The sequence below is a fragment of the Streptomyces sp. NPDC058008 genome (assembly GCF_042886395.1).
In the GTDB taxonomy this organism is placed as follows: Bacteria; Actinomycetota; Actinomycetes; order Streptomycetales; family Streptomycetaceae; genus Streptomyces.
Genome location: NZ_JBHVQX010000004.1, coordinates 53,400 through 74,952, shown reverse-complemented (window position 1 = coordinate 74,952; position 21,553 = coordinate 53,400). Strand labels below are relative to the sequence as shown.

General features: G+C 71.2%; 15 protein-coding genes. 3 read left to right on the top strand and 12 right to left on the bottom strand.

The genetic code is table 11. The annotated features are described in order from the left end of the window. Nucleotides 1–129 precede the first annotated feature (129 nt). The 3 genes from ACFVS9_RS05310 to ACFVS9_RS05300 form a co-directional block, all read right to left on the bottom strand. Nucleotides 130–1,041: an ADP-ribosylglycohydrolase family protein gene (locus ACFVS9_RS05310; RefSeq protein ID WP_383118398.1), complete on the bottom strand. Its 912-nt coding sequence runs from the start codon at nt 1,039–1,041 to the stop codon at nt 130–132. 12 nt (nt 1,042–1,053) lie between these two features. Continuing rightward, nucleotides 1,054–1,713 (bottom strand): histidine phosphatase family protein, encoded by a 660-nt coding sequence (locus ACFVS9_RS05305; protein WP_383118397.1) that lies wholly within the window; start codon nt 1,711–1,713, stop codon nt 1,054–1,056. A 93-nt stretch (nt 1,714–1,806) separates the two neighbouring features. Next, entirely contained in the window at nt 1,807–2,412 is a 606-nt protein-coding gene (locus ACFVS9_RS05300) for a YdbC family protein (protein WP_383118396.1), read from the bottom strand. A gap of 204 nt (nt 2,413–2,616) precedes the next feature. Here ACFVS9_RS05300 and ACFVS9_RS05295 point away from each other — a divergent pair, with 204 nt between their 5' ends. Beyond that, a complete protein-coding gene (locus tag ACFVS9_RS05295; RefSeq protein WP_389930181.1) occupies nt 2,617–3,147 on the top strand; it encodes a TerD family protein in 531 nt (176 codons plus the stop codon). Nucleotides 3,148–3,359: 212 nt separating this feature from the next. Here ACFVS9_RS05295 and ACFVS9_RS05290 read toward each other — a convergent pair whose 3' ends face one another. Together ACFVS9_RS05290 and nrdR are read right to left on the bottom strand one after the other, a co-directional pair. Then, a complete protein-coding gene (locus ACFVS9_RS05290; protein WP_383117155.1) occupies nt 3,360–6,269 on the bottom strand; it encodes a vitamin B12-dependent ribonucleotide reductase in 2,910 nt (969 codons plus the stop codon). A gap of 157 nt (nt 6,270–6,426) precedes the next feature. After that, nucleotides 6,427–6,942 carry a transcriptional regulator NrdR gene (nrdR, locus tag ACFVS9_RS05285; RefSeq protein ID WP_389930178.1) on the bottom strand — a complete coding sequence of 172 codons (516 nt, stop codon included), beginning with the start codon at nt 6,940–6,942 and terminating at the stop codon, nt 6,427–6,429. Between the two features lie 536 nt (nt 6,943–7,478). Between nrdR and lexA the strand changes: the two genes are divergently transcribed. After that, entirely contained in the window at nt 7,479–8,276 is a 798-nt protein-coding gene (lexA, locus tag ACFVS9_RS05280; protein WP_073748110.1) for a transcriptional repressor LexA, read from the top strand. A gap of 158 nt (nt 8,277–8,434) precedes the next feature. Here the strand turns inward: lexA and ACFVS9_RS05275 are convergent, their stop codons facing one another. From ACFVS9_RS05275 to ACFVS9_RS05255, 5 genes are read right to left on the bottom strand one after another with little or no spacing between them, the layout of a single operon-like run. Continuing rightward, nucleotides 8,435–10,402 carry an ATP-dependent DNA helicase gene (locus tag ACFVS9_RS05275; protein WP_389930175.1) on the bottom strand — a complete coding sequence of 656 codons (1,968 nt, stop codon included), beginning with the start codon at nt 10,400–10,402 and terminating at the stop codon, nt 8,435–8,437. 50 nt (nt 10,403–10,452) lie between these two features. Beyond that, the gene (locus ACFVS9_RS05270) at nt 10,453–12,354 is read right to left on the bottom strand and encodes an IucA/IucC family protein (RefSeq protein ID WP_389930172.1); all 1,902 of its coding nucleotides are present in this window, start codon (nt 12,352–12,354) and stop codon (nt 10,453–10,455) included. Nucleotides 12,355–12,414: 60 nt separating this feature from the next. Beyond that, on the bottom strand, nt 12,415–13,134 hold the full coding sequence (locus ACFVS9_RS05265; protein WP_383117159.1) for a GNAT family N-acetyltransferase: 720 nt from the start codon (nt 13,132–13,134) through the stop codon (nt 12,415–12,417). A 31-nt stretch (nt 13,135–13,165) separates the two neighbouring features. Beyond that, the gene (locus tag ACFVS9_RS05260; protein WP_389930168.1) at nt 13,166–15,088 is read right to left on the bottom strand and encodes an IucA/IucC family protein; all 1,923 of its coding nucleotides are present in this window, start codon (nt 15,086–15,088) and stop codon (nt 13,166–13,168) included. A 27-nt stretch (nt 15,089–15,115) separates the two neighbouring features. Then, nucleotides 15,116–16,498 carry a diaminobutyrate--2-oxoglutarate transaminase family protein gene (locus tag ACFVS9_RS05255; protein WP_389930166.1) on the bottom strand — a complete coding sequence of 461 codons (1,383 nt, stop codon included), beginning with the start codon at nt 16,496–16,498 and terminating at the stop codon, nt 15,116–15,118. Nucleotides 16,499–16,823: 325 nt separating this feature from the next. Here ACFVS9_RS05255 and ACFVS9_RS05250 point away from each other — a divergent pair, with 325 nt between their 5' ends. Next, a complete protein-coding gene (locus ACFVS9_RS05250; RefSeq protein ID WP_389930163.1) occupies nt 16,824–18,035 on the top strand; it encodes a trypsin-like serine peptidase in 1,212 nt (403 codons plus the stop codon). A 349-nt stretch (nt 18,036–18,384) separates the two neighbouring features. Here the strand turns inward: ACFVS9_RS05250 and hflX are convergent, their stop codons facing one another. Next, the gene (hflX, locus tag ACFVS9_RS05245; RefSeq protein WP_389930160.1) at nt 18,385–19,905 is read right to left on the bottom strand and encodes a GTPase HflX; all 1,521 of its coding nucleotides are present in this window, start codon (nt 19,903–19,905) and stop codon (nt 18,385–18,387) included. 132 nt (nt 19,906–20,037) lie between these two features. After that, nucleotides 20,038–21,528: a M1 family metallopeptidase gene (locus ACFVS9_RS05240; RefSeq protein WP_389930157.1), complete on the bottom strand. Its 1,491-nt coding sequence runs from the start codon at nt 21,526–21,528 to the stop codon at nt 20,038–20,040. Nucleotides 21,529–21,553 lie beyond the last annotated feature (25 nt).

Below are 21,553 nucleotides of genomic sequence, written 5' to 3'. Positions count from 1 at the left end.
GTCAGCCACCAAGAAACACGTCGGGCCCGGTCAGTCCCCATCGATCCCACCCGCCCCGGTCAGTCCCCATCGAGCACGCCCGCCCCGGTCAGCCCCCGGCAAACAGCCCCGCCCGGTCAGCCCCGACGGTCAGCTGCGTGCGGGAGCCGACGGGACCCAGTCGGGCAGTTGCTCGGTCCGGGCCAGCCAGTCGGCCGGAGGAGCCCCGGCCGGCTCGGCGGCGACGATTCCGCCGACGATCGCGCACGTGGTGTCGATGTCACCGCCGGCCTGTGCCGTCACCCAGAAGGCCTGTGCGAAGTCACCGAGGCTCCGTGCCGCCGACCAGAGGGCGAACGGCACCGTGTCGTGCGCACTCGTACGGCGACCGTTGCCCAGGACCGCCGCGACCGTCCCGGCGTCACGGTAGTCGAGCATGTCCCGCGCCCTGCGCAGCCCGGCGCCGACCGCGCTGCGCGGCACGAGGGCGACGACACCGTCGATCAGGCCCTCCGGTGTCGGGGGCCCTCCCGGGGCGGCGACGAGGGCTGCGGCCGCCGCGACGGCCATGGCCCCGACCACGGCTTCCCGGTGCTGATGGGTGGTGTACGAGGAGATCTCGGCCTGGTGGGTGGCCTGCTCCGGGTCGTGCGCGTACCAGGCGCCCAGCGGCGCGATGCGCATCGCCGAGCCGTTCCCCCAGGAGCCCTGGCCCTGGAAGAGGGCCGACGCCAGCTCCCGCCAGTCGCCACCCTCCCTGACCAGCCTGAGCAGCCGGTTCACCGCGGGCCCGTAGCCCCGGTCGAAGTCGTGGTGCCGGGCGAAGGAATCGGCGAGCACGTCCTGGTCGATGCGGTCGTGCTCGGCCAGTACGGCGAGTACGGAGCAGGCCATCTCGGTGTCGTCGGTCCACTGCCAGCCGTCGGGCGGCAGTTCCCGGTTCTTGAGCAGGGGGTAGTGGGCCGGTACGAAGAACTGGGAGCCGAGGGCATCTCCCACGGACAGTCCACGCAGGCTGGCCAGAGCGCGTTCGAAGCGGTCGGAAGCGGAGTCAGCGGTCATCGCCCCTCCACTCTATCCGGTGCGGCCGTACGGCTCAGGGGTGCGCCACTGCTCGAAGGGCCGGTCGAGCGTGTACCGGCCGTCCTCGCCGAGCAGCAGGGTCCTGGACTCGCCGTTCCCGGGGTTGGACAGCGACTCGAACTCCGCCACCGACCAGTGGAACCAGCGCATGCAGAAGAGCCGCATGGTCAGCCCATGGGTGACCAGCAGGACGTTCGGCGGATGGTCCGGCTCCTCGAAGCTGCGGTGCAGGCTCTCCAGGAAGGCGTCGACCCGGTCGTACACGTCGGCCCCGGACTCGCCCTGCGCGAAGCGGTAGAAGAAGTGCCCGTAGGCGTCCCGGTACACCTTCTGCAGCCTGACGTCCTCACGGTCCTGCCAGTTGCCCCAGTCCTGCTCGCGCAGCCGGGGCTCCTCCCTGACCCTCACGTGTTCCGGTTCGAGGGCGAACGCCCTGAACGTCTCGTGCGTGCGGCGGTAGGGGGAGACGTAGACGCTCACGTGCTCGTCACCGAACGTCTCCCGCAGCCGCGAGCCCGTCGCCCGCGCCTGGGCCAGGCCCTTCGCGGTCAGCCTGAGCGCGTGGTCGGGCTCGCGTTCGTAGACCGTGTCGTCTGCGTTGCCCTCGGACTCACCGTGCCGGACGAGAACGATGCGTTGCGGTCGTGCCATGTACCGAACCCTAGATGCCGTCCGGCGCGATCGAGCGCCTGTGCGGGCTCCATCGGCCCTGTGTGACCAAGGAAACGGCCGTACGGACGCCGGTCAGACCGTCCACGACGGTTCGAGCCGCACCACGTCCCCGCTGAACCACTCGACGTCCCGCTCGGTCTCCGCCCGTGCCGAGAGCCGGGCGACGCCCTCGGGGCGGTACTTGCCGCGTTCGGCGCTCGACTGCCACATCGACAGCACCAGGAACTCACTGCCCGGCGCTTCCCCGAAGAGGCCACGCAGCATCCCGGGGGACCCGGCCATGGCCGGATTCCACACCCGTTGCTGCATGAGTGCGTAGTTGTCCACGCGGTCCTCGCGCACGCGGCTGTGAGCGACCCTGACCACGTCCGCGTCGGTGAAGTCCGGGACGAAACCGGTCTTCACGTCGAAGCGGTACTCGAAGAGGTTGACCCTCATGTCCGTGTACATTCCGGACTGTGCGGCGGCCAGCCGGTCGTGGCCCCGGGCCATGAACGAGTCGTAGAAGACACGGTTCTCCCAGAACGCGAACACATGGGCGACCTTGGGCTGGAGCCGGCTCCATCCGCCGCCCTGCGCCAGGAACCCCGGCTCACCCGACAGCCCCGCCCACTTCCGCTGCTCCCGCTCGAAACCGTGGTTGTCCACCACGGTGCAGCGAATCCACTTGACCAGCACACGCGCCATCGTACGGCGCCGGGCGTGGCGCGGATCCCGCCCGGTGCCCGGAGCTGCCGGCCTCCACCGGCAGCACACACTCACCGGCCACACCATGGCCCGAATACGCCGTCCATTTCCAACGAGGTTGGATCCACGGACAGTTACGGACATGATCTGAGGATGGAAGAGGTTCGCCGGTCCAGCAGCGAGGAGGCACGTTCGATGAGCACTCCCAAAAAGGACATCGAGAAGGTCGAGGTGAGGGTCAAATGGGACCCCAGCGCCGTCGGTGAGCCCGCCAACGACCTCGATATCATCGCGGCCACGTACGAGGCCGACGCGCCCCAGGGAAGCCCCGCCTATCTCGTGCACTTCGACAGCAGGTCCCCGGACGGGACGATCACGCTGAACCGGGACAGCCGGACGGGACAGGGCTTCGGCTTCGACGAGGTCATGACACTCGAACTGGACCGGCTCTCGGACGCGTACGCCAGGGTCGTCGTCGGCGTGGCGATCCAGCAGCGGGACGGCCGCAAGACGTTCGGGCAGATAGAGAGCACGGCCGTGCAGGTCCGCGAGGGCTACACGAATCTGGCGGAGGACGACTTCTCGTCCGTGGCGGGCGCCACTGCGGCGGTCGTCGCGGAGTTCGTCCGGGACGGCTCGGGATCCTGGGGCTTCCACGCGGGAGTACGCGGATTCGACGGTGATCCCGACTCGTTCGCGGCCGAGATGGGGAGCCGCTCGGACTGACGCCCGGCAGCTGGGGCCGCCCCGCCCGCTCGGACTGACGCCCGGCAGGTGGGGCCGCCCCGCCCCTCCCCCAAGGACCAGGAGGGAGAGCGCTCCGGACCGGCGTGAGGCATGCCGAAGGGGACCGGCCGACGGCCGGTCCCCTTCATCAGCCGCTGACCAGCGGGGAGGACCGCACCGGACGTCCTGTCCGGTGCGGTCCTCCCGCGGCGTCAGCTGCAGCCGCTGGTCGAGCCGCAGCCCTCGCAGATGTAGCAGGACCCGGCGCGCTGCATCTTCGTCCCGCACGAGAAGCACAGCGGCGCGTCCGCGCTGATGCCGAGCTGCATCTCGACCAGTTCGGCCGAGGTGTGCGCGGCCCTGGGGGCCGGCTTCTCCGCCACGGTCTCCTCGGGCGCCGCGACGGCCTTCAGCGGCTCCACCCGCACGGGGGCGGACTGGGCCAGGCTCTCCACGTCGAGGTCGTCGTCCCCGAACGCCGGCTCGTACGAACCGGTGTCGAGGTGGCGCTGACGCTCCTCGGCCGAGTGGATACCGAGCGCGGAGCGCGTCTCGAACGGAAGGAAGTCGAGCGCCAGGCGGCGGAAGATGTAGTCGACGATCGACTGCGCCATCCGCACGTCCGGGTCGTCCGTCATACCGGCCGGCTCGAAGCGCATGTTCGTGAACTTGGAGACGTAGGTCTCCAGCGGCACGCCGTACTGCAGACCGACCGAGACCGCGATCGAGAAGGCGTCCATCATGCCCGCGAGGGTGGAGCCCTGCTTGGACATCTTCAGGAAGACCTCGCCGAGACCGTCGTCCGGGTAGGAGTTGGCGGTCATGTAGCCCTCCGCACCGCCCACCGTGAACGAGGTGGTGATCCCCGGGCGGCCCTTGGGCAGACGCTTGCGGACCGGACGGTACTCGACGACCTTCTCGACGGCCGTACGGATGGTGTCCTCGGCCTTGGCGGTGACCGCCTCCTTCTCCTTCTCCTTGGTCTTGGCGGAGAGGGGCTGGCCGACCTTGCAGTTGTCGCGGTAGATCGCGAGCGCCTTGACGCCCATCTTCCAGGCCTCGAAGTAGACCTCCTCGACGTCCTCGACGGTCGCCGTCTCCGGCAGGTTGACCGTCTTGGAGAGAGCGCCCGAGATCCACGGCTGGATGGCCGCCATCATGCGGACGTGGCCCATCGCCGAGATGGAACGCTCGCCCATCGCGCAGTCGAAGACCTCGTAGTGCTCGGTCTTGAGACCGGGGGCGTCGATCACGTTGCCGTTGTCGGCGATGTGGGCGACGATCGCCTCGATCTGCTCCGGCTGGTAGCCGAGACGGCGCAGGGCCTGCGGCACGGTGCCGTTGACGATCTGCATCGAGCCGCCGCCGACGAGCTTCTTGAACTTGACCAGGGCGAGGTCGGGCTCCAGACCGGTGGTGTCGCAGGACATCGCGAGACCGATCGTGCCGGTCGGGGCGATGACCGAGGCCTGGGCGTTGCGGAAGCCGTTCTTCGCGCCGAGGCGGATCACGTCCTGCCAGGCCTCCGTGGCGGCGGCCCAGACCGGCGAGTCCAGGTCGTCCACGTGGACGGCGACGGCGTTGGCGTCGGCGTGCTGCTTCATGACGCGCTGGTGCGGCTCGGCGTTCCGGGCGTAGCCGTCGTACGCACCGACGACCGCGGCCAGTTCGGCGGAGCGCTTGTAGGAGGTACCGGTCATCAGCGAGGTGATGGCGCCGGCGAGCGCGCGGCCGCCGTCGCTGTCGTACGCGTGCCCGGTGGCCATCAGCAGGGCGCCCAGGTTGGCGTAGCCGATGCCCAGCTGGCGGTAGGCGCGGGTGTTCTCACCGATCTTCTGGGTCGGGAAGTCCGCGAAGCAGATCGAGATGTCCATCGCGGTGATGACCAGCTCGACGACCTTGGCGAAGCGCTCGACCTGGAAGGACTGGTGCCCCTCGCCGTCGTCCTTGAGGAACTTCATCAGGTTCAGCGAGGCCAGGTTGCACGACGTGTTGTCCAGGTGCATGTACTCGCTGCAGGGGTTCGAGCCGTTGATGCGGCCGGACTCCGGGCAGGTGTGCCACTGGTTGATGGTGTCGTCGTACTGGATGCCGGGGTCGGCACAGGCCCAGGCGGCCTCCGCCATCTTGCGGAAGAGGGACTTGGCCTCGACCTCTTCGATGACGTCACCGGTCATCCGGGCGCGCAGGCCGAACTTGCCGCCGGCCTCGACGGCCTTCATGAACTCGTCGTTCACACGGACCGAGTTGTTGGCGTTCTGGTACTGGACGGACGTGATGTCGTCCCCGCCCAGGTCCATGTCGAAGCCCGCGTCGCGCAGGGCGCGGATCTTCTCCTCCTCCTTCACCTTGGTCTCGATGAAGTTCTCGATGTCGGGGTGGTCGACGTCGAGGATGACCATCTTGGCCGCGCGGCGGGTGGCGCCACCCGACTTGATCGTTCCTGCGGACGCGTCGGCGCCGCGCATGAAGGAGACCGGGCCGGAGGCGTTGCCGCCGGAGGAGAGCAGCTCCTTGGAGGAGCGGATGCGGGAGAGGTTCAGGCCGGCGCCGGAGCCGCCCTTGAAGATCATGCCCTCTTCCTTGTACCAGTCGAGGATCGACTCCATGGAGTCGTCGACGGCCAGGATGAAGCAGGCCGAGACCTGCTGCGGCTGGGGCGTACCGACGTTGAACCAGACCGGCGAGTTGAAGCTGAAGATCTGGTGCAGGAGGGCGTAGGCCAGCTCGTGCTCGAAGATCTCGGCGTCGGCGGGGGAAGAGAAGTAGCCGTGGTCCTCGCCGGCCTTCCGGTACGTCTTCACGATCCGGTCGATCAGCTGCCGCAGACCGGTCTCCCGCTGGGGCGTGCCGACAGCCCCCCGGAAGTACTTGCTGGTGACGATGTTGACCGCGTTCACCGACCAGAAGTCGGGGAACTCGACGCCACGCTGCTCGAAGTTGATCGAGCCGTCGCGCCAGTTGGTCATGACGACGTCACGGCGCTCCCACGCGACCTCGTCGTACGGATGCACGCCGGGAGTCGTGTGGATGCGCTCGATGCGCAGGCCCTGCTTGGTCGCAGTCGACTTGGCTCCCTTGGTGCGGGAACCTCGTGCCGGGCCGCTCGCCGTCTCTGTCATGCCGCCTCCCATATGTGGGCAAAAACGCCCTGAAGTGCCCAGTTCTTCCCAGGGCACAGTGTGTGTCTGATGCTCCGGACGCCACGCACGGCGTCCTGGAGCAGGTCTGGTGCCGCCCGCCGGCGGGCTCCGCCGCCCCTGCGGGCCGGCCAGGTGATCAATCAGCGGCGACTGCGGCGGGGGCGGGGACCTCGAGGGCCTCGCCGCTCCCGCACCGGTCCGCGGGGGGCCGCTGCTCACGGAGCTCCGTGATGGCGGTCTCGAAATCCTCGAGGGAGTCGAAGGCCCGGTACACCGAAGCGAACCGCAGATACGCGACGAGGTCGAGCTCCTGCAAGGGGCCGAGTATGGCCAGACCCACGTCGTGGGTGGTCAGCTCGGCACTCCCCGTGGCCCGCACGGCCTCCTCGACCCGCTGGCCGAGCTTCGCCAGGGCGTCCTCGGTGACCGGTCGCCCCTGGCACGCCTTGCGGACCCCCGAGATGACCTTGGTGCGACTGAAGGGCTCGGTCACGCCACTGCGCTTGACCACCATCAGCGAGCAGGTCTCCACCGTCGTGAAGCGACGGGAGCAGTCGGGGCACTGACGGCGCCGCCGGATCGACGTCCCGTCGTCCGTCGTGCGGCTGTCCACGACCCGGCTGTCGGGGTGCCTGCAGAAGGGGCAGTGCATATCTCCGAACCCTCCTCACACAGCACGACCGAATAGCCCTCCGTGCCCCGTTCGGGGCCCCTGAGGACAGTCACCAGCATAGGCGATGAACTCCACCCCGACGGACGGGGGACCACTACTTGTGGGTGGCGAGAGCAATGCAACCACTACATCTAGGGTTTTGCGTCACCTCCGCCCCCCGCGCGTGTCGCGCTTCCCCGGGGGACCGGGAGGCAGCCTACGGCCCGGCACGAGCGTACGGGAAGCGAGGGGGCACCCGGATCCGGGGGCGCGCCGCGGCCCTCCTGGACAGGGTTCGCACGGACACACGGCGGCGGCGCGCGGGCACACACCCCCGCACACCGGGACGGGCCGGCGGAGCGCTAGCGTGATCCGGGCGACCGGGGCGCGATTCCGGTCCACGGCATCAGCTCATACACCTCTCGGCAAGCACGCAACAGCCCTTTATTTGTTTTTCACTCGAACGTGTGTTTGGCGCAACCTTTCGAAAGCTACTACCGTTGCCTAACTAGGGAGACCATTCGAGAGGGGCCGACGTGACCACCACCGCAGACAGTGCCACCATCACTGCCCAGGACCACCGCTCCCAGAGCCGACTTGAGCCGGTGCATGCCATGAATGACTCAGTCATGAACGCGGAGGGGCCAGAGCCCGCGCGACCCGCGCGATCCTTGCCCGGCCGCCCTCCTGGGATCCGGGCGGACAGCTCGGGGCTCACGGACCGGCAGCGGCGCGTGATCGAGGTGATCCGGGACTCCGTGCAGAGGCGGGGCTATCCCCCGTCGATGCGTGAGATCGGTCAGGCGGTGGGACTCTCCAGCACCTCGTCCGTGGCCCACCAGCTGATGGCCCTGGAGCGCAAGGGCTTCCTGCGGCGCGATCCCCACCGGCCGCGCGCCTACGAGGTTCGGGGCTCGGACCAGCCCAGCACGCAGCCGACGGACACCACCGGGAAGCCCGCGGCCTCGTACGTGCCCCTGGTCGGCCGCATCGCCGCCGGTGGGCCGATCCTCGCGGAGGAGTCCGTCGAGGACGTCTTCCCGCTCCCCCGCCAGCTCGTGGGCGACGGTGAGCTCTTCGTGCTGAAGGTCGTCGGCGACTCGATGATCGAGGCCGCGATCATGGACGGGGACTGGGTCACGGTCCGCCGTCAGCCCGTCGCGGAGAACGGCGACATCGTGGCGGCCATGCTGGACGGCGAGGCGACGGTCAAGCGCTTCAAGCGGGAGGACGGGCATGTGTGGCTGCTCCCGCACAACTCCGCCTACCAGCCGATTCCCGGTGACGAGGCGACGATCCTGGGCAAGGTCGTGGCAGTGCTGCGGCGGGTGTGAGCTCCTCGCCGGTCCGGACTGGGCCCCGGGACCCCTGCGCCGGTCCCGGGGCCCTGACGCGTCCGCACCCCTGACGGGGGTCGGGCGGACGCACACGGGATCGGGCGGGCGCCTCGCGGCGGCCCCCCGCCCGGGGTGCCGCGCGGGCCCGCCCCTGCTCACTTAGCTGTCTTGGCCGCCGCGTCGATGGCGGCGAGCGAGCGCCGTGCCTGGTTGCGGTCCGTGGTGTACCAGAAGTCGGGCAGCGAGGCCCGGAGGTAGCTCCCGTAGCGGGCATTGGCCAGCCGGGGGTCGAGCACGGCGACCACTCCCTTGTCGCCCATGGCCCGGACCAGCCGGCCGGCGCCCTGTGCCATCAGCAGCGCCGCGTGCGTCGCCGCCACCGCCATGAAGCCGTTGCCGCCCGCTTCCTCGACCGCCTTCTGCCGGGCGCTCATCAGCGGGTCGTCGGGCCGGGGGAACGGAATCCGGTCCATGATCACGAGCTGGCAGCTCGGTCCGGGGACATCGACGCCCTGCCAGAGGGAGAGCGTCCCGAACAGGCACGTCTCCGGGTCGGCGGCGAAATTCTTGATCAGCTCCCCGAGCGTCTCCTCGCCCTGCAGCAGGATGGGCTTGTCCTGGCGCCCGCGAAGCTCCTCGGCCGCGGCCTGGGCCGCCCTCATGGAGGAGAACAGCCCCAGGGTGCGGCCGCCCGCCGCCTCGACCAGCTCGGCCAGTTCGTCGAGCATGTCGGTGCGGGAACCCTCCCGGCCCGGTGTGGCCAGGTGCCGGGCGACGTACAGGATGCCCTGCCTCGGGTAGTCGAAGGGCGAGCCCACGTCGAGGCCCTTCCACTGCGGGATGTCATCGCCCGCCGTGCCCTCGGGAGCGAGTCCGAGCGACGCCCCCACCCCGTTGAAATCACCGCCGAGCTTGAGGGTGGCCGAGGTCAGCACCACCGAGCGGTCGGCGAACAGCTTCTCGCGCAGCAGTCCGGACACGGACAGCGGCGCGACCCGGACGGATGCCCCGAAGCGGTCGTGGCGCTCGTACCAGACGACGTCGTACTCGGAGCCCTGCGTGATGCGTTCCGCGACGCTGTGGATGGACTCGACCGACGCCATGGCCTGCTTGCGCACCGCGTCCTCGTCCTGGACGGACTTGTCCCGGGTGCCGCCGAGGGCGGAGATCACCGTACGGGCGGCGTCGCGCAGGGCCATGAGCGCGTAGCCGAGGTCCTCCGGGACCTCCTCGAGGCGCCCGGGGAGCGCCAGCTCCAGGACGCGCTCGAAGCCCTCCGAGGCGGTGAGCAGCGCGTCGGCCGCCTTCTCGTTGACGAGCTTCGCCGCACGGCGCACGGCCCGGTTCACCTGGCCGGGGGTGAGCTCGCCGGTGGCCACGCCGGTGACCCGGGAGACCAGCTCATGGGCCTCGTCGACGATGAGCACCTCGTGCTGGGGCAGCACGGGGGCGCCCTCGATCGCGTCGATCGCGAGCAGGGCGTGGTTGGTGACGACGACATCGGCGAGCTTGGCCCGCTCACGGGCCGCCTCCGCGAAGCACTCCGCACCGTACGCGCACTTCGTGGCGCCGATGCACTCGCGCGAGGAGACGGAGATCTGGGACCACGCGCGGTCCGAGACGCCCGGCGTCAGGTCGTCCCGGTCCCCGGTCTCCGTCTCGTCCGACCAGTCGCGCAGGCGCAGCAGGTCCTGGCCCAGCTTGCTCGACGGGGCCGCGGCCTCGAACTGGTCGAAGAGCCCCTCCTCCTCGTCCTGCGGCGCCCCCTCGTGGAGCCGGTGCAGACAGAGGTAGTTCGACCGGCCCTTGAGCATCGCGAACTGGGGCCGGCGGCGCAGCAGCGGATGCAGTGCGTCCACCGTGCGCGGAAGGTCACGCTCCACCAGCTGGCGCTGGAGGGCCAGCGTCGCCGTGGCCACCACGACCCGCTCGCCGTGGGCCAGCGCGGGCACCAGGTAGCCGAGGGACTTGCCCGTGCCGGTGCCGGCCTGGACGAGCAGGTGGGCGTTGTCGTCGACGGCCTCGGCAACGGCCTCGGCCATGGAGACCTGGCCGGGCCGTTCCGTACCGCCGACAGCGGACACGGCGGCGTGGAGGAGCTCGGGGAGAGATGGCTTCGTCATAGCGCGCCCAGCCTACGGCGCCCCACTGACAACATCGATCGCTCCCGGACTCACGTGGAGGCGTGGAGCGGGTTGGGTACGGCGCCGTGGACGGCGGCGTGCGGGCGCTCCGGCCGGTCGCGGTAGCCGTCCAGATGCAGACGGTTCCGGTTGAGGCACAGGCGCTCGATCGTCGGCGTCAGCATGTCGAAGATCTCGAACCGCTCCTTGAGGTCCGGGAAGCGCATGTGGTGCCGCAGGATCTCGGCACGGACGAGTGACCAGAATTCACCCTCCGGCACGCCCAGTTGCTCCTCGCAGAGCGGCGACAGATAGCGGAACACGCCCACGAAGAGACCCGAGTGGATGAACTGGGTCAGGAAGGCGGGGTTCTCGGTGAGCAGGATGCCGCGGACCTCCGGGGTCATCGAGTCGTGCTCGGGCAGCGGCAGGGCGCTGACGTTCACGTCGTCGACGAAGTCCTTGATCGCGAGGCGTGCGGGTACGTCGTGCTCGTCGAAGACGACGATGGCGTTCTCGCCGTGCGGGGAGAAGACCGTGCCGTAGCGGTACAGGAAGTGCAGCAGCGGCGGGAGCAGCGCCGCGAAGAGCCTGGTCAGCCAGGCGGCCGGGGTCAGCCCCGAGCGGGCGACGAGTTCGGCGGTGAAGGAGCGGCCGTCCGGGTCGGTGTGCAGCAGCGAGGCCAGCGTACGGGCGCGTTCGCCCGGGGCGAGCCGTGGCTGGAGGGGCTCGCGCCAGATGGCGCCGAGGATCTCCTTGAACTGGTACGGAGATTCCGGGAGGTGGTCGTAGAGCGGGTGCTCGACGGCCACCGAGGCGACCTCCCCGAGGAGGATGACGCCGCAGGTGTCGCTGAGGAACGGATCGCCCTCGCAGAGGGACTGGACCCAGGCGGTGACGGCCGGGGCGGCGAGCGTGCGCTCGGTCGGCAGGCCCCGCCAGACGAGGGTGTTGAGGATCGACAGGGGCAGCTTGACCGAGTGCCGGTCGGGCCGCCCCACATTGCTGAAGGTGCGGATGGACTGCTGCGGCAGCCGCAGGTCGCCGTCGGCGTGCAGGGGCACGATGTCGCCGTCCGCGATGGCGGGGGCGAAGAGCGGGAGGATCCACTCGTCCCACTGCCACGGGTGCACGGGGAGGAGGAGGTAGCCGGCGGGGTCGAGCCCGCGCTCACGCAGGAGGGCGGTGAAGGACTCCCGCACACTCGGGTCGAGTTCCTGGCCGTAGAGGTCTTCGGGGGTGGCGACCCGGCCCACTCCCCGGAAGTGGGCTATGCGTGTGCTGACGGCGATCCAGGGCAGTGTGGTGGCCGAGCGGGCTTCCGGGGTGAAGCGGGCGGCGTCGGCGGCGGAGAACCCGATGCGGCCCTTGTTCGCCACGAGCCAGGGATGTCCGGTCTGATGGCCTTCGAGCTCGGCGTAGGGGAGTTCGGCGAGCTGGGCCGCGCGGAGTGCGGTGCGGTCGAGTCGGGCGTCGGCGGTGAGGGTGGCGGTGAGCTCACGGATGAGGTGGCCGAGCGTGGGGCCGTCGAGTCCGAGGAGGTGGCGGCCCCGGGCGAGGAATCCCAGCGGGTCGTGGAAGGGGGTGCCCTGGGCTCTCCCATGACCGGCGCCGTCGCTCCCGTCCCCCGCGTCACCGCCCCCGTCCCCGTCATCGTCGCGGGGGATCTCCCGGATCGTCGCGGGGTCGACGCGCCAGCTGCCGTAGACGCCCCGGCCGGCGCGGAAGCTCAGCGCGGCCCCGTCGTCGAGCGGGACGGTGTACTCACCGGACCGCCCCGCCCCGGCGTCGCTCCGGGGGACGGGCTCGATGACTTCCTCGTAGGCGAACTCACCGAGCATCTTGGCGAGCAGCCTCGCCGACACCCTGTTCCAGGCGGTCCGGTCGAGTTCCGGTGTGTCGAACGGCGTATGGGACTCCGTCGGCTGATGGGTCACGGGATATGTCGGCACGGGGACTCCTCCGGGTGGGACCGATGGGGTTCGAGCGGGCTGTACGGTGCGGCACGTCGTTCACAGGTGTTCGCGGTGGGCTCGGTCGCGGACCATCAGGGCGGCCCGCTTGTCGGGAAGGTCGACTTCGGCGCAGAAACGGAAGCCCGCGCTCAGGAAGGCGGACACGGAAGGGGTGTTGCGCAGGTCCGGCTCCGCGACGACCCGCCCGCACAGCGGGCGGTTGCCGAGGACGAGATCGGCGACCGCCCTGAGCAGGACGGTGCCGATGCCCCGGCCGCGGTTGCCCACGCCCCCGATGAGGAGGTGGACCCCCATGTCGTGCGGCCGGGAGGGGTAGTGACGGGCCAGCGGGTCCAGATCGGCGCGGTAGATCTCCCAGTAGCTCATGGGAGTGCCGTCGAGGACGCCCAGGCAGGGGACGCTGCGGCCGTCCCCGGTGAGCTGCCGGCCGAGGTGGTCCGCGGTGACCGCCTCCGGTCCGGCGAGCTCCCAGAAGGCGGCGACCGCGGGGTCGTTCATCCAGCGGCTGATCACCGCCAGATCGCGTTCGGGCTTCACCGTGACGAGTTGGAACACCCCGGCGGGGGTGGTGACCGGGCTCCATCCGCCGGGGTCGCCGACCGGAGCGGAGGCGTCGGTCTCCGGGGCCGCCACCGCGGGAACGTCACCGAGCAGGGCGAGGAGTTCCTCGGTGAGCCGCAGCTCCAGGGTGTCCTCGGTGCCGGTGGCGGCGGGCGGGGCGGCACCGGACCCGGTGCGGGCATCGGCTTGATGCACCGTGACGCTCTCCTCTCGTGGGGTCAGACGGTCATGCCGTGTCGCTGCGGAGCGGGTTGGCGATGGAGACGTACACGGACTGGGTGTCGACCGGCCCGACGAGTTCGTCCAGTCCGTGCATCCGCGTCAGCAGGTTGGCCTTGCAGCGCAGGTGCTCGGTTTCCAGCAGGTAGGCGGGCAGGGAGGAGCCCAGCGGGACGGCGCCTTCGAGGAAGCGGCGGAACGCGGCGAGCAGCAGCTGTTCGTCGGCGAGCCGCTGCGCGCCGAAGGCGCCGATCAGCCCGAACACGTTGTTGATGCCGAGGTAGTAGGCGAGCCGCTCGTCGGTGACGGCGTCCGGGACGAAGGTGTCGCTGAGGGTGCCGATGCCCGGCAGCCGGCTTTCGAGCGCGGACCGGCGGGACTCCCGGAAGTAGTAGCCCTGGTTGTCGCGGTACCTGCCGCCGACGGGCCAGCCGTCCGCGTCGAGGAGGACGAGCGTGTTCTGCTGGTGGGCCTCCAGGGCGACGCCCGCGTGGCCGTCGAGCCAGAGGACGGGGAGGACGACCCGGTCGAGGTAGCGCAGGAACCACTCGGCGCACACCGCCCCGGTCGTCCTGCCCGTGCGGGCGGCCAGCGAGGAGACGGTGTCGGCGAGCCGCGAGTGGGTGCCCGGACGGCCGGGCCACGGGCGGGGGGCGGTGAGTCCCGCGATGCACACCGCGTCGTCGGCCGGGCCGAACGGGTTGTGCCGCAGCACCACGTCGAGGCCGGTGACCGGCCCGCCGTCCGGGTGGTCGACGGCCAGCCACGCGGGGTCCCGCACGATGTCGAAGCCCGGGTGGGCCTCCCGCCACCGGTCGGCCAGGCCGGTGCGCAGCAGCCGGTGGACCTCCGCCCCGCGGTGCAGTTCCTTACGGAGGTTCTCCCGGCGGGAGTTGGTGATCCGTACGCCCAGGGACAGCTTCAGCATGAGGTCGGAACCGGGACGGTGCACGGTGCGCACGGAGGACGTGGGGTGCCAGGGTTCGCCGTGCGGGCCGAGGTCGTGCAGGAGTCCCTTCTCGCACATCGCGACGACCTCGGGCCTGCGCAGGACCTCCGCGGCCTGCCAGGGGTGCAGCGGGAGGGCCGCGGTCCCGTCGGGGAGCCGCAGCCCCTCGGCGTGGGGTGCCAGGAGCGCCTCCGCCGGGACCGGCCTGCCCGCCCTGGTCCACGACGACTCCGTGGCCAGCACCGAGCGGTCGACGGCCATCCAGTGCAGCGGGAAGGATCCGCGCAGCTCGGGCGAGTAGAGCAGTGTCTCCGACTCGGAAAGGCCTTCGCGGCTCTTGGGCGTGGGGTGCAGCGGGTGGCCAAGGACGAGGGACTGCTCGGCGGTCAGGAAGAGGTCGGCCTCGGACGGGGCGGTGGGGGTGCGGCGCCGTTCCGCGATGAATGCCGCCGTGTGCCGCACGGAGTCGGCCACCCTGGCCACCAGGTCGACCCCGGTGTTCCGTTCGCTCTCGCGGCTCAGCAGCGCGGCCACGGTGACGGCGTCGACGCCCGGGGCGCCGGCGGGCGCGTTCTCCAGGGCGGGCGTCCCGAAGCGGTGCCATCCGGTGGCGGACCAGTGGGCGACGGGCACGGTGAGGGCCGTGCCGCTCGCGGGGAGGGGGATGCGCAGGGTGCTTCCCTGCGGGCGGGGCAGGTCGTTCTCCCTGGTCCAGCAGCGCAGCAGGTTCTCCGTACCGGCCGAGTCCGCGGCCCGGAGCGGATCCGGATGGTCCAGCGGGTCCTGCTCCGTGCGGACCGGGCGGTCCGCCGGGGCGGCGCCCGGGTGGGTGCCCGCCGCGGCGCGCGGGGGGCCGTGCGGTCCGGCCTTCTGGCGCGGGACGGTCGTCGACTCGACCGCGAGGGGGCCTTCCGGCAGGTCATGTCCTCGCTGGTGGCTGGTGGGAGGGCCGTCGGCCTCGGGCGCAGGGGTGGGATTCACGGCGGTCTTCCTTGTGAGGGGTCCGGATCAGGGGGTCGGCCCGGCAGCGGTCCGGCGGTACGGAGAACGCTCGGCCGCTCCCAGCGCGTCGGCGAGGCGGTCGACGACCGCCGTCGCCTGTTCGTCGCTGAGGGTGAGGGGAGGGAGCAGCCGGACCACGGCGCCGTGGCGACCGCCGAGTTCGACGATGAGGCCCCGGCGCAGGCATTCCTGCTGCACCGCGGCGGCGAGTGCGGGATCGGGCGGCGGAGCGGAGCCGTCACCTGTACGCGGTTCGGCCTCGGGGTCGACGAGCTCGAGGCCGAGCATCAGGCCGCGGCCCCGGACGTCTCCGGCACTCGGATGCTCCGCGCTCAGCGACCGGAGGCCGGCGAGCATGCGCGCGCCCAGCGTGCCGGCGCGTTCGGCGAGGCGGTTCTCCCGTACGTACGCGAGCGTCGCCGCGCCGGCCGCCATGGCGAGCTGGTTGCCCCGGAAGGTGCCCGCGTGGGCGCCGGGCTGCCAGAGGTCGAGCTCGGAGCGGTAGACGACCACCGCCAGGGGCAGCGAACCCCCGATGGCTTTCGAGAGCACCATCACGTCGGGCACGATACCGCTGTGCTCGATCGCCCAGAAGGTGCCGGTCCTGCCGACTCCGGTCTGCACCTCGTCCGCGATCAGGGCGATGGAACGCTCCTGGGTGATCTCGCGCATCCGGCGCATCCAGCCGTCCGGAGCGGGATTCACCCCGCCCTCGCCCTGGACCGGTTCGACGATCATGGCGGCCGGGGCCGGCACTCCGCCCTTGGGGTCGTCCAGGAGGGACCGCGTCCAGCGCGCGGCGATGTCGGCGCCCCGCTCGCCGCCGACCCCGAAGGGGCAGCGGTAGTCCTGCGGGAAGGGCAGCCGCGTCACCCGTACGTCCGGGGCGCCCCCGGACGCGGCCAGGGCGCCGGCGGTCATCCCGTGGTACGCGCCGGTGAAGGCGAGGAGTTCCGTGCGTCCGCTCGCCGCCCGGACCAGCTTGAACGCGGCCTCGACGGCGTCCGTGCCCGCCGGGCCGCAGAACTGGATCCGGGCGTTCCCGGCCAGCTCCCGGGGCAGGGTGGCGAACAGCTCGGTGGTGAAGGCGTCCTTGACGGGGGTGGCCAGGTCGAGCACGTGCAGCGGTGCGCCGGAGTCGATGACCTTTCTGATGGCCTCGAGCACCACGGGGTGGTTGTGACCGAGGGCCAGGGTGCCCGCTCCTGACAGACAGTCGAGGTAACGCCGGCCGTCGGCGCCCTCGATGGTCATGCCCCGTGCGCGCACCGGCACGATCGGCAGGGACCGCGCGTAGGTGCGGGCCGCGGACTCACGGAGCGCCTGGCGCCTCAGGATCCCCTCGTGCGCAGGGGGGAGTTCCACCGGAGCTGGTTCGGTCACGGCCACGGCTGTTCGGTCCTCCCGCTGTAGAGCTGCCCCGCGCGTAGGGGCGGACCACACCGGTGAACGCCGTCCGGAGGTCCCCCGTACGTACCAACGACGGGGGGCGCGGAAGATCACGGGTAAATCGGAAGATCCTTGCGCGGGCGGAACCGTGGCCCTGCCGCGCACCGTCCCCCTGGGCACCGGCATAGTAGGGGCCGCACGCGGGACGGGGCGGGCCGCCGCTCCGATCGGTGGACGGCCCCCGGTTCCGTACCGGACACCCCAAGTCCGTTGTGCGGCAACGAAGTCAGTGACGAAGTCCCAGGGGGATCTCCAGATGCGACCCATGCGCCCGACCGACACCGCACACCTCGGGAGGAGCGCGCGTCGCGCCCCCCGGGTGTTCGCCGCAGCCGCCCTCGCGGCTGTCCTGACGCTCACCGCGACCGCCTGCGGGCCGGAGGATGACGACGCGATGGGCGAGCCGGGCGCTTCCACCGGCCAGACCTCCGACGGGAAGGTCACCATCCCGGACGATCTCAAGGACCGGCTCAAGGAGCACGGGATCGACCTCGACAAGTGGAGGGGCGGCGAGTGGAAGAACTGGGACAAGGACACCTGGCTGCGTGAGGCCAAGGACTACGTCAACCCCATCATCGAGGACCTCTGGGACCCGGACCGGATGCGGGAGGCCGACAAGCCCCCGGAGAACCCCGTCGACAACGACATATCGGGCGACGAGGGCGTGACGGACCCGACCCCGGTCCCGGTCGAGGCGGCGGCTCTCGGGACTCCGTACCACGACAGCGCGCCGGCCTCGGGCAAGCTCCTGTTCGACGGTCCCGAGGGGTCGATGGTCTGCTCGGCGACCGTGGTGCAGGACCCGGCCCGCCCGGGCAGGTCCAACATGGTCTGGACGGCCGGGCACTGTGTGCACGCGGGCAAGAAGGGCGGCTGGTACCGCAACATCGCCTTCGTCCCGTCGTACAACGACAGCGGCATGTCGGCAGCCCGGCTGGAGAGCGCGTCCAAGGAGGAGATCGCTCCGTACGGCGTGTGGTGGGGCCAGTGGGCGCAGACCTCGGACGAGTGGATCAGCCAGGGGGCCGCGACCGGCGGCCAGGGCGCTCCGTACGACTTCGCGGTGCTGCAGGTCGCTCCCGAGAAGGGTTCGTCGGGCAAGTCCCTGGAGGAGACCGTCGGTTCGGCCCTGCCGGTCGACTTCGACGCCCCGGCCGTCCCGCAGATCGAGAGCATGACGGCGACCGGCTATCCGGCGGCCCCGCCTTACGACGGCCAGAAGGCGCTGCGGTGCACCGACAAGCCGGGCCGGCTGACCGTCTTCGAGCAGCAGCCGACGATGTACCGCGTCGGGTGCACGATGACCGGTGGTTCGTCCGGCGGCGGCTGGGTCGCGAAGGGCCAGGACGGCAAGCCCGCCCTGGTCTCCAACACCTCCATCGGCCCGGTGACGGCGGGCTGGCTGGCCGGCCCGCGCCTGGGCGAGGAGGCCAGGAGCGTGTACGAGGCCGTCAGCAAGAAGTACGCGGGGCAGTAGGCCACGCGCGTGGGCCCCGGTACGGCGTTCCGTACCGGGGCCCACGGCGTTCCCGGGGCGTACGGGCCGCGTTCCTGGGACACGCGGGCCGGACCGGAGGACCGGTGGAGGCACAGGACGCGCGGGGCGGGGGACCGGGGACGCGCGATCCACGCCCCGGGAGGCGCTAGACGCGCGGGGCGGGAGGCACCGGACACCCAGGCCGCGGCGCCGCGCAGGCGCGGACCCTTCACGGCTCCTCGTGGAAGGAGCCGTCCCCCCGTGACGTGGGCTCGGTCCCGTGCGCCGGCCGCACGCGAAAGGCCGGGCCTCCCCGGAGGGGGGCCCGGCCTCCTGTGCGTCTACCGCGTCAGTGGGTCGCCGGCACGAAGACGGCGAGGTCCGCGCCGAGTTCCTCGTGGACCCGCGCCTTGAGCAGCGTGCCCTCCGCGGTGTGCTCCTCGGAGAGCACCTCGCCCTCGGCGTGCACCCGGGAGACGAGTCCGCCCTGGGTGTAGGGCACGAGCGCCTCGATCTCCACGGACGGCCGGGGCAGCTCCGCGTCGATGAGCGCGAGCAGCTCGTCGATACCGGCGCCGGTCCTCGCCGACACCGCGATGGCGTGCTTCTCGGTGCGCAGCAGGCGCTGCAGCACGAGCGGGTCAGCCGCGTCCGCCTTGTTGATCACGACGACCTCGGGCACGTCGACGGCGCCGACCTCCCGGATCACCTGCCGTACGGCGGCCAGCTGCTCCTCCGGCACCGGGTGGGAGCCGTCCACCACGTGCAGGATGAGGTCGGATTCACCGACCTCCTCCATGGTGGAGCGGAAGGCCTCGACCAGGTGGTGGGGAAGGTGCCGCACGAAGCCGACGGTGTCGGCCAGGGTGTAGATCCGGCCGCTCGGCGTCTCCGCCCGGCGCACGGTCGGGTCGAGGGTCGCGAACAGGGCGTTCTCGACGAGGACGCCCGCGCCCGTGAGCCGGTTGAGCAGCGAGGACTTGCCCGCGTTGGTGTAACCGGCGATCGCGACCGAGGGCACCTTGTTGCGCTTGCGTTCCTGGCGCTTGATCTCGCGGCCGGTCTTCATCTCCGCGATCTCCCGGCGCATCTTCGCCATCTTCTCGCGGATCCGGCGCCGGTCCGTCTCGATCTTGGTCTCACCGGGACCACGGGTGGCCATGCCGCCGCCGCCGCTGGAACCGCCGCCGCCCATCTGTCGCGACAGGGACTGGCCCCAGCCGCGCAGGCGCGGAAGCATGTACTGCATCTGGGCCAGCGACACCTGGGCCTTGCCCTCACGGGACTTGGCGTGCTGGGCGAAGATGTCGAGGATCAGGGCGGTCCTGTCGACCACCTTGACCTTGACGACGTCTTCCAGGTGGATCAGCTGGCCGGGGCTGAGCTCACCGTCGCAGACGACGGTGTCGGCCCCGGATTCGAGCACGATGTCGCGGAGCTCCAGCGCCTTGCCGGAGCCGATGTAGGTGGCCGGGTCGGGCTTGTCCCGCCGCTGGAACACGGCGTCGAGCACCTGTGCGCCCGCCGTCTCGGCGAGAGCGGCGAGCTCCGCGAGGGAGATCTCCGCGTCGTGGACGGTCCCCGACGTCCAGACACCGACGAGCACCACGCGCTCCAGGCGCAGCTGCCGGTACTCGACCTCGGTGACGTCCTCGAGCTCGGTGGAGAGGCCCGCTACGCGCCGCAGCGCCGCACGCTCGGAACGGTCGAACTGGTCACCGTCCCGCTCTCCGTCGATCTCGTGGCTCCAGGCGACGTCCTCTTCCATCAGGGCGTCGGCCCGAAGGCTCTCGGTGAGGCTCTCGGAGTCGGTTTCCGTGGCGCTCTGCGCGTCCTGCGCGTCCTGGGGAAGGGAGGAAGAGGAGGTCATTGGATCCTTACGTCGATAGAAGTCCGATACGTCAGTCACAACGTGTGATCCCGCCGGAAGATTCCCACGGGGCGATCCACGGGCCGGCCGCCGTGCCGACGCGTCGATAGTGGCATGTCCCCGCCCGGCCCGTCACTCCGGTTTCGCCGTGCGCGCGGGACTCCGTCCGCCTGCGGCGTTCCCCGGCGTCCCGCTGCGCCAGTCCGGGTGTCCCGGCATCGGCGGGGTCTTCTCCCCGTACAGCCAGCCGTCGAAGAACGCCGTCAGGTCCCGTCCGGCGACCCTCGACGCCAGGTCCGTGAACTGCCGGGTGGTGGCCGAGCCGTTCCGGTGGGCCCGTACCCAGATCCGCTCCAGGCGGTCGAACGCGGCCTCGCCGATCTCCGCGCGCAGCGCGTACAGGACGAGCGCGCTCCCGTCGTAGACGACCGGCCTGAACAGGCTGATCTTGTGGTCGCGGGTGGGGGCGTCGGGGTGGGCGGGCGGGCCGCCGGCGGCGCGCCAGGCGTCGGACCGGGCGTAGGCCTCGCGCATCCGCCGCTCCATCGGCTTCCGGGCGTGTTCCTCGGCGTAGCGGGCCTCGTACCAGGTGGCGTGCCCCTCGTTGAGCCACAGATCGGACCACTCGCGGGGGGAGACGCTGTTGCCGAACCACTGGTGGGCGAGCTCGTGCACCATGATCGAGTCGACGTACCACTCGGGGTACCCGCTGCCGGTGAACAGCGAGCGTTCGAAGAGGGACAGGGTCTGGGTCTCCAGCTCGAAGCCCGTCTCGGTGTCCGCGACCAGGAGTCCGTACGTCTCGAACGGGTACGGGCCGACCTGTTCCTCCATCCAGGCCAGCTGGGCCGGGGTCTTCTTCAGCCAGGGCTCCAGCGCGGCACGGTCGGCCGCGGGCACCACGTCACGCACCGGCAGTCCGTCCGGGCCGGTGCGGTGCAGGACGGCGGAGCGGCCGATGGACACCTGGGCCAGTTCCGTCGCCATCGGGTGCGCGGTGCGGTAGGTCCAGGTGGTCGAGCCGCCGTGGTCCCGCTTCCCGGCGGGAAGGCCGCCGGCCACGACGGTGTACTCCTTCGGCGCGGTCACCCGGAAGGTGAAGTAGGCCTTGTCCGCGGGGTGGTCGTTGCCGGGGAAGACACGGTGGGCCGCATCGGCCTGGTTCGCCATCGCGAGACCGTCGGCGGTCCGGACCCAGCCCCCGTTGGCCTTGTCGCCCATGGGGTCGCTGGTGTGCCGGACGGTGATCCGCACGGGCGCTCCCGCCGGGAGCCCCGAGGGCGGCTCGACGACGAGGTCCTCACCCGCGGAGGCGAACTCCGAGTTCACTCCGTCGACCTCGACGGACCGGACGGTGCCCCGGGCGAAGTCGAGGTTGATCCGTTCCAGGGGCCCGGTGGTCCGCGCGTCGATGGTGGTGACGGCGTCGAGGGGCTCGGTGTTGCTGCCCCGGTAGGTGAGCGAGATGTCGTACGAGAGGACGTCGTAGCCCGGGTTGCCCAGGTGGGGGAAGAGGCGGTCGCCGATGCCGAGCGGTTCGGGTGCGGGCAGGGTGGCGGCGACGAGGGTGACCGACGCGGTGGCGAGCAGGGCGGCGCGCAGTCGGCGGGAGGTGAGCGGCATGGACTACGGCTACCAGCGCGCGCCG

Excerpts from the sequence above, each read along its gene's own strand:
- ACFVS9_RS05305 (WP_383118397.1), bottom strand. The coding sequence starts at position 1,713 with ATGGCACGACCGCAACGCATCGTTCTCGTCCGGCACGGTGAGTCCGAG.
- hflX (WP_389930160.1), bottom strand. The coding sequence starts at position 19,905 with ATGACCTCCTCTTCCTCCCTTCCCCAGGACGCGCAGGACGCGCAGAGC.
- ACFVS9_RS05310 (WP_383118398.1), bottom strand. The coding sequence starts at position 1,041 with ATGACCGCTGACTCCGCTTCCGACCGCTTCGAACGCGCTCTGGCCAGC.
- ACFVS9_RS05295 (WP_389930181.1), top strand. The coding sequence starts at position 2,617 with ATGAGCACTCCCAAAAAGGACATCGAGAAGGTCGAGGTGAGGGTCAAA.
- ACFVS9_RS05275 (WP_389930175.1), bottom strand. The coding sequence starts at position 10,402 with ATGACGAAGCCATCTCTCCCCGAGCTCCTCCACGCCGCCGTGTCCGCT.
- ACFVS9_RS05290 (WP_383117155.1), bottom strand. The coding sequence starts at position 6,269 with ATGACAGAGACGGCGAGCGGCCCGGCACGAGGTTCCCGCACCAAGGGA.
- ACFVS9_RS05240 (WP_389930157.1), bottom strand. The coding sequence starts at position 21,528 with ATGCCGCTCACCTCCCGCCGACTGCGCGCCGCCCTGCTCGCCACCGCG.
- ACFVS9_RS05250 (WP_389930163.1), top strand. The coding sequence starts at position 16,824 with ATGCGCCCGACCGACACCGCACACCTCGGGAGGAGCGCGCGTCGCGCC.
- nrdR (WP_389930178.1), bottom strand. The coding sequence starts at position 6,942 with ATGCACTGCCCCTTCTGCAGGCACCCCGACAGCCGGGTCGTGGACAGC.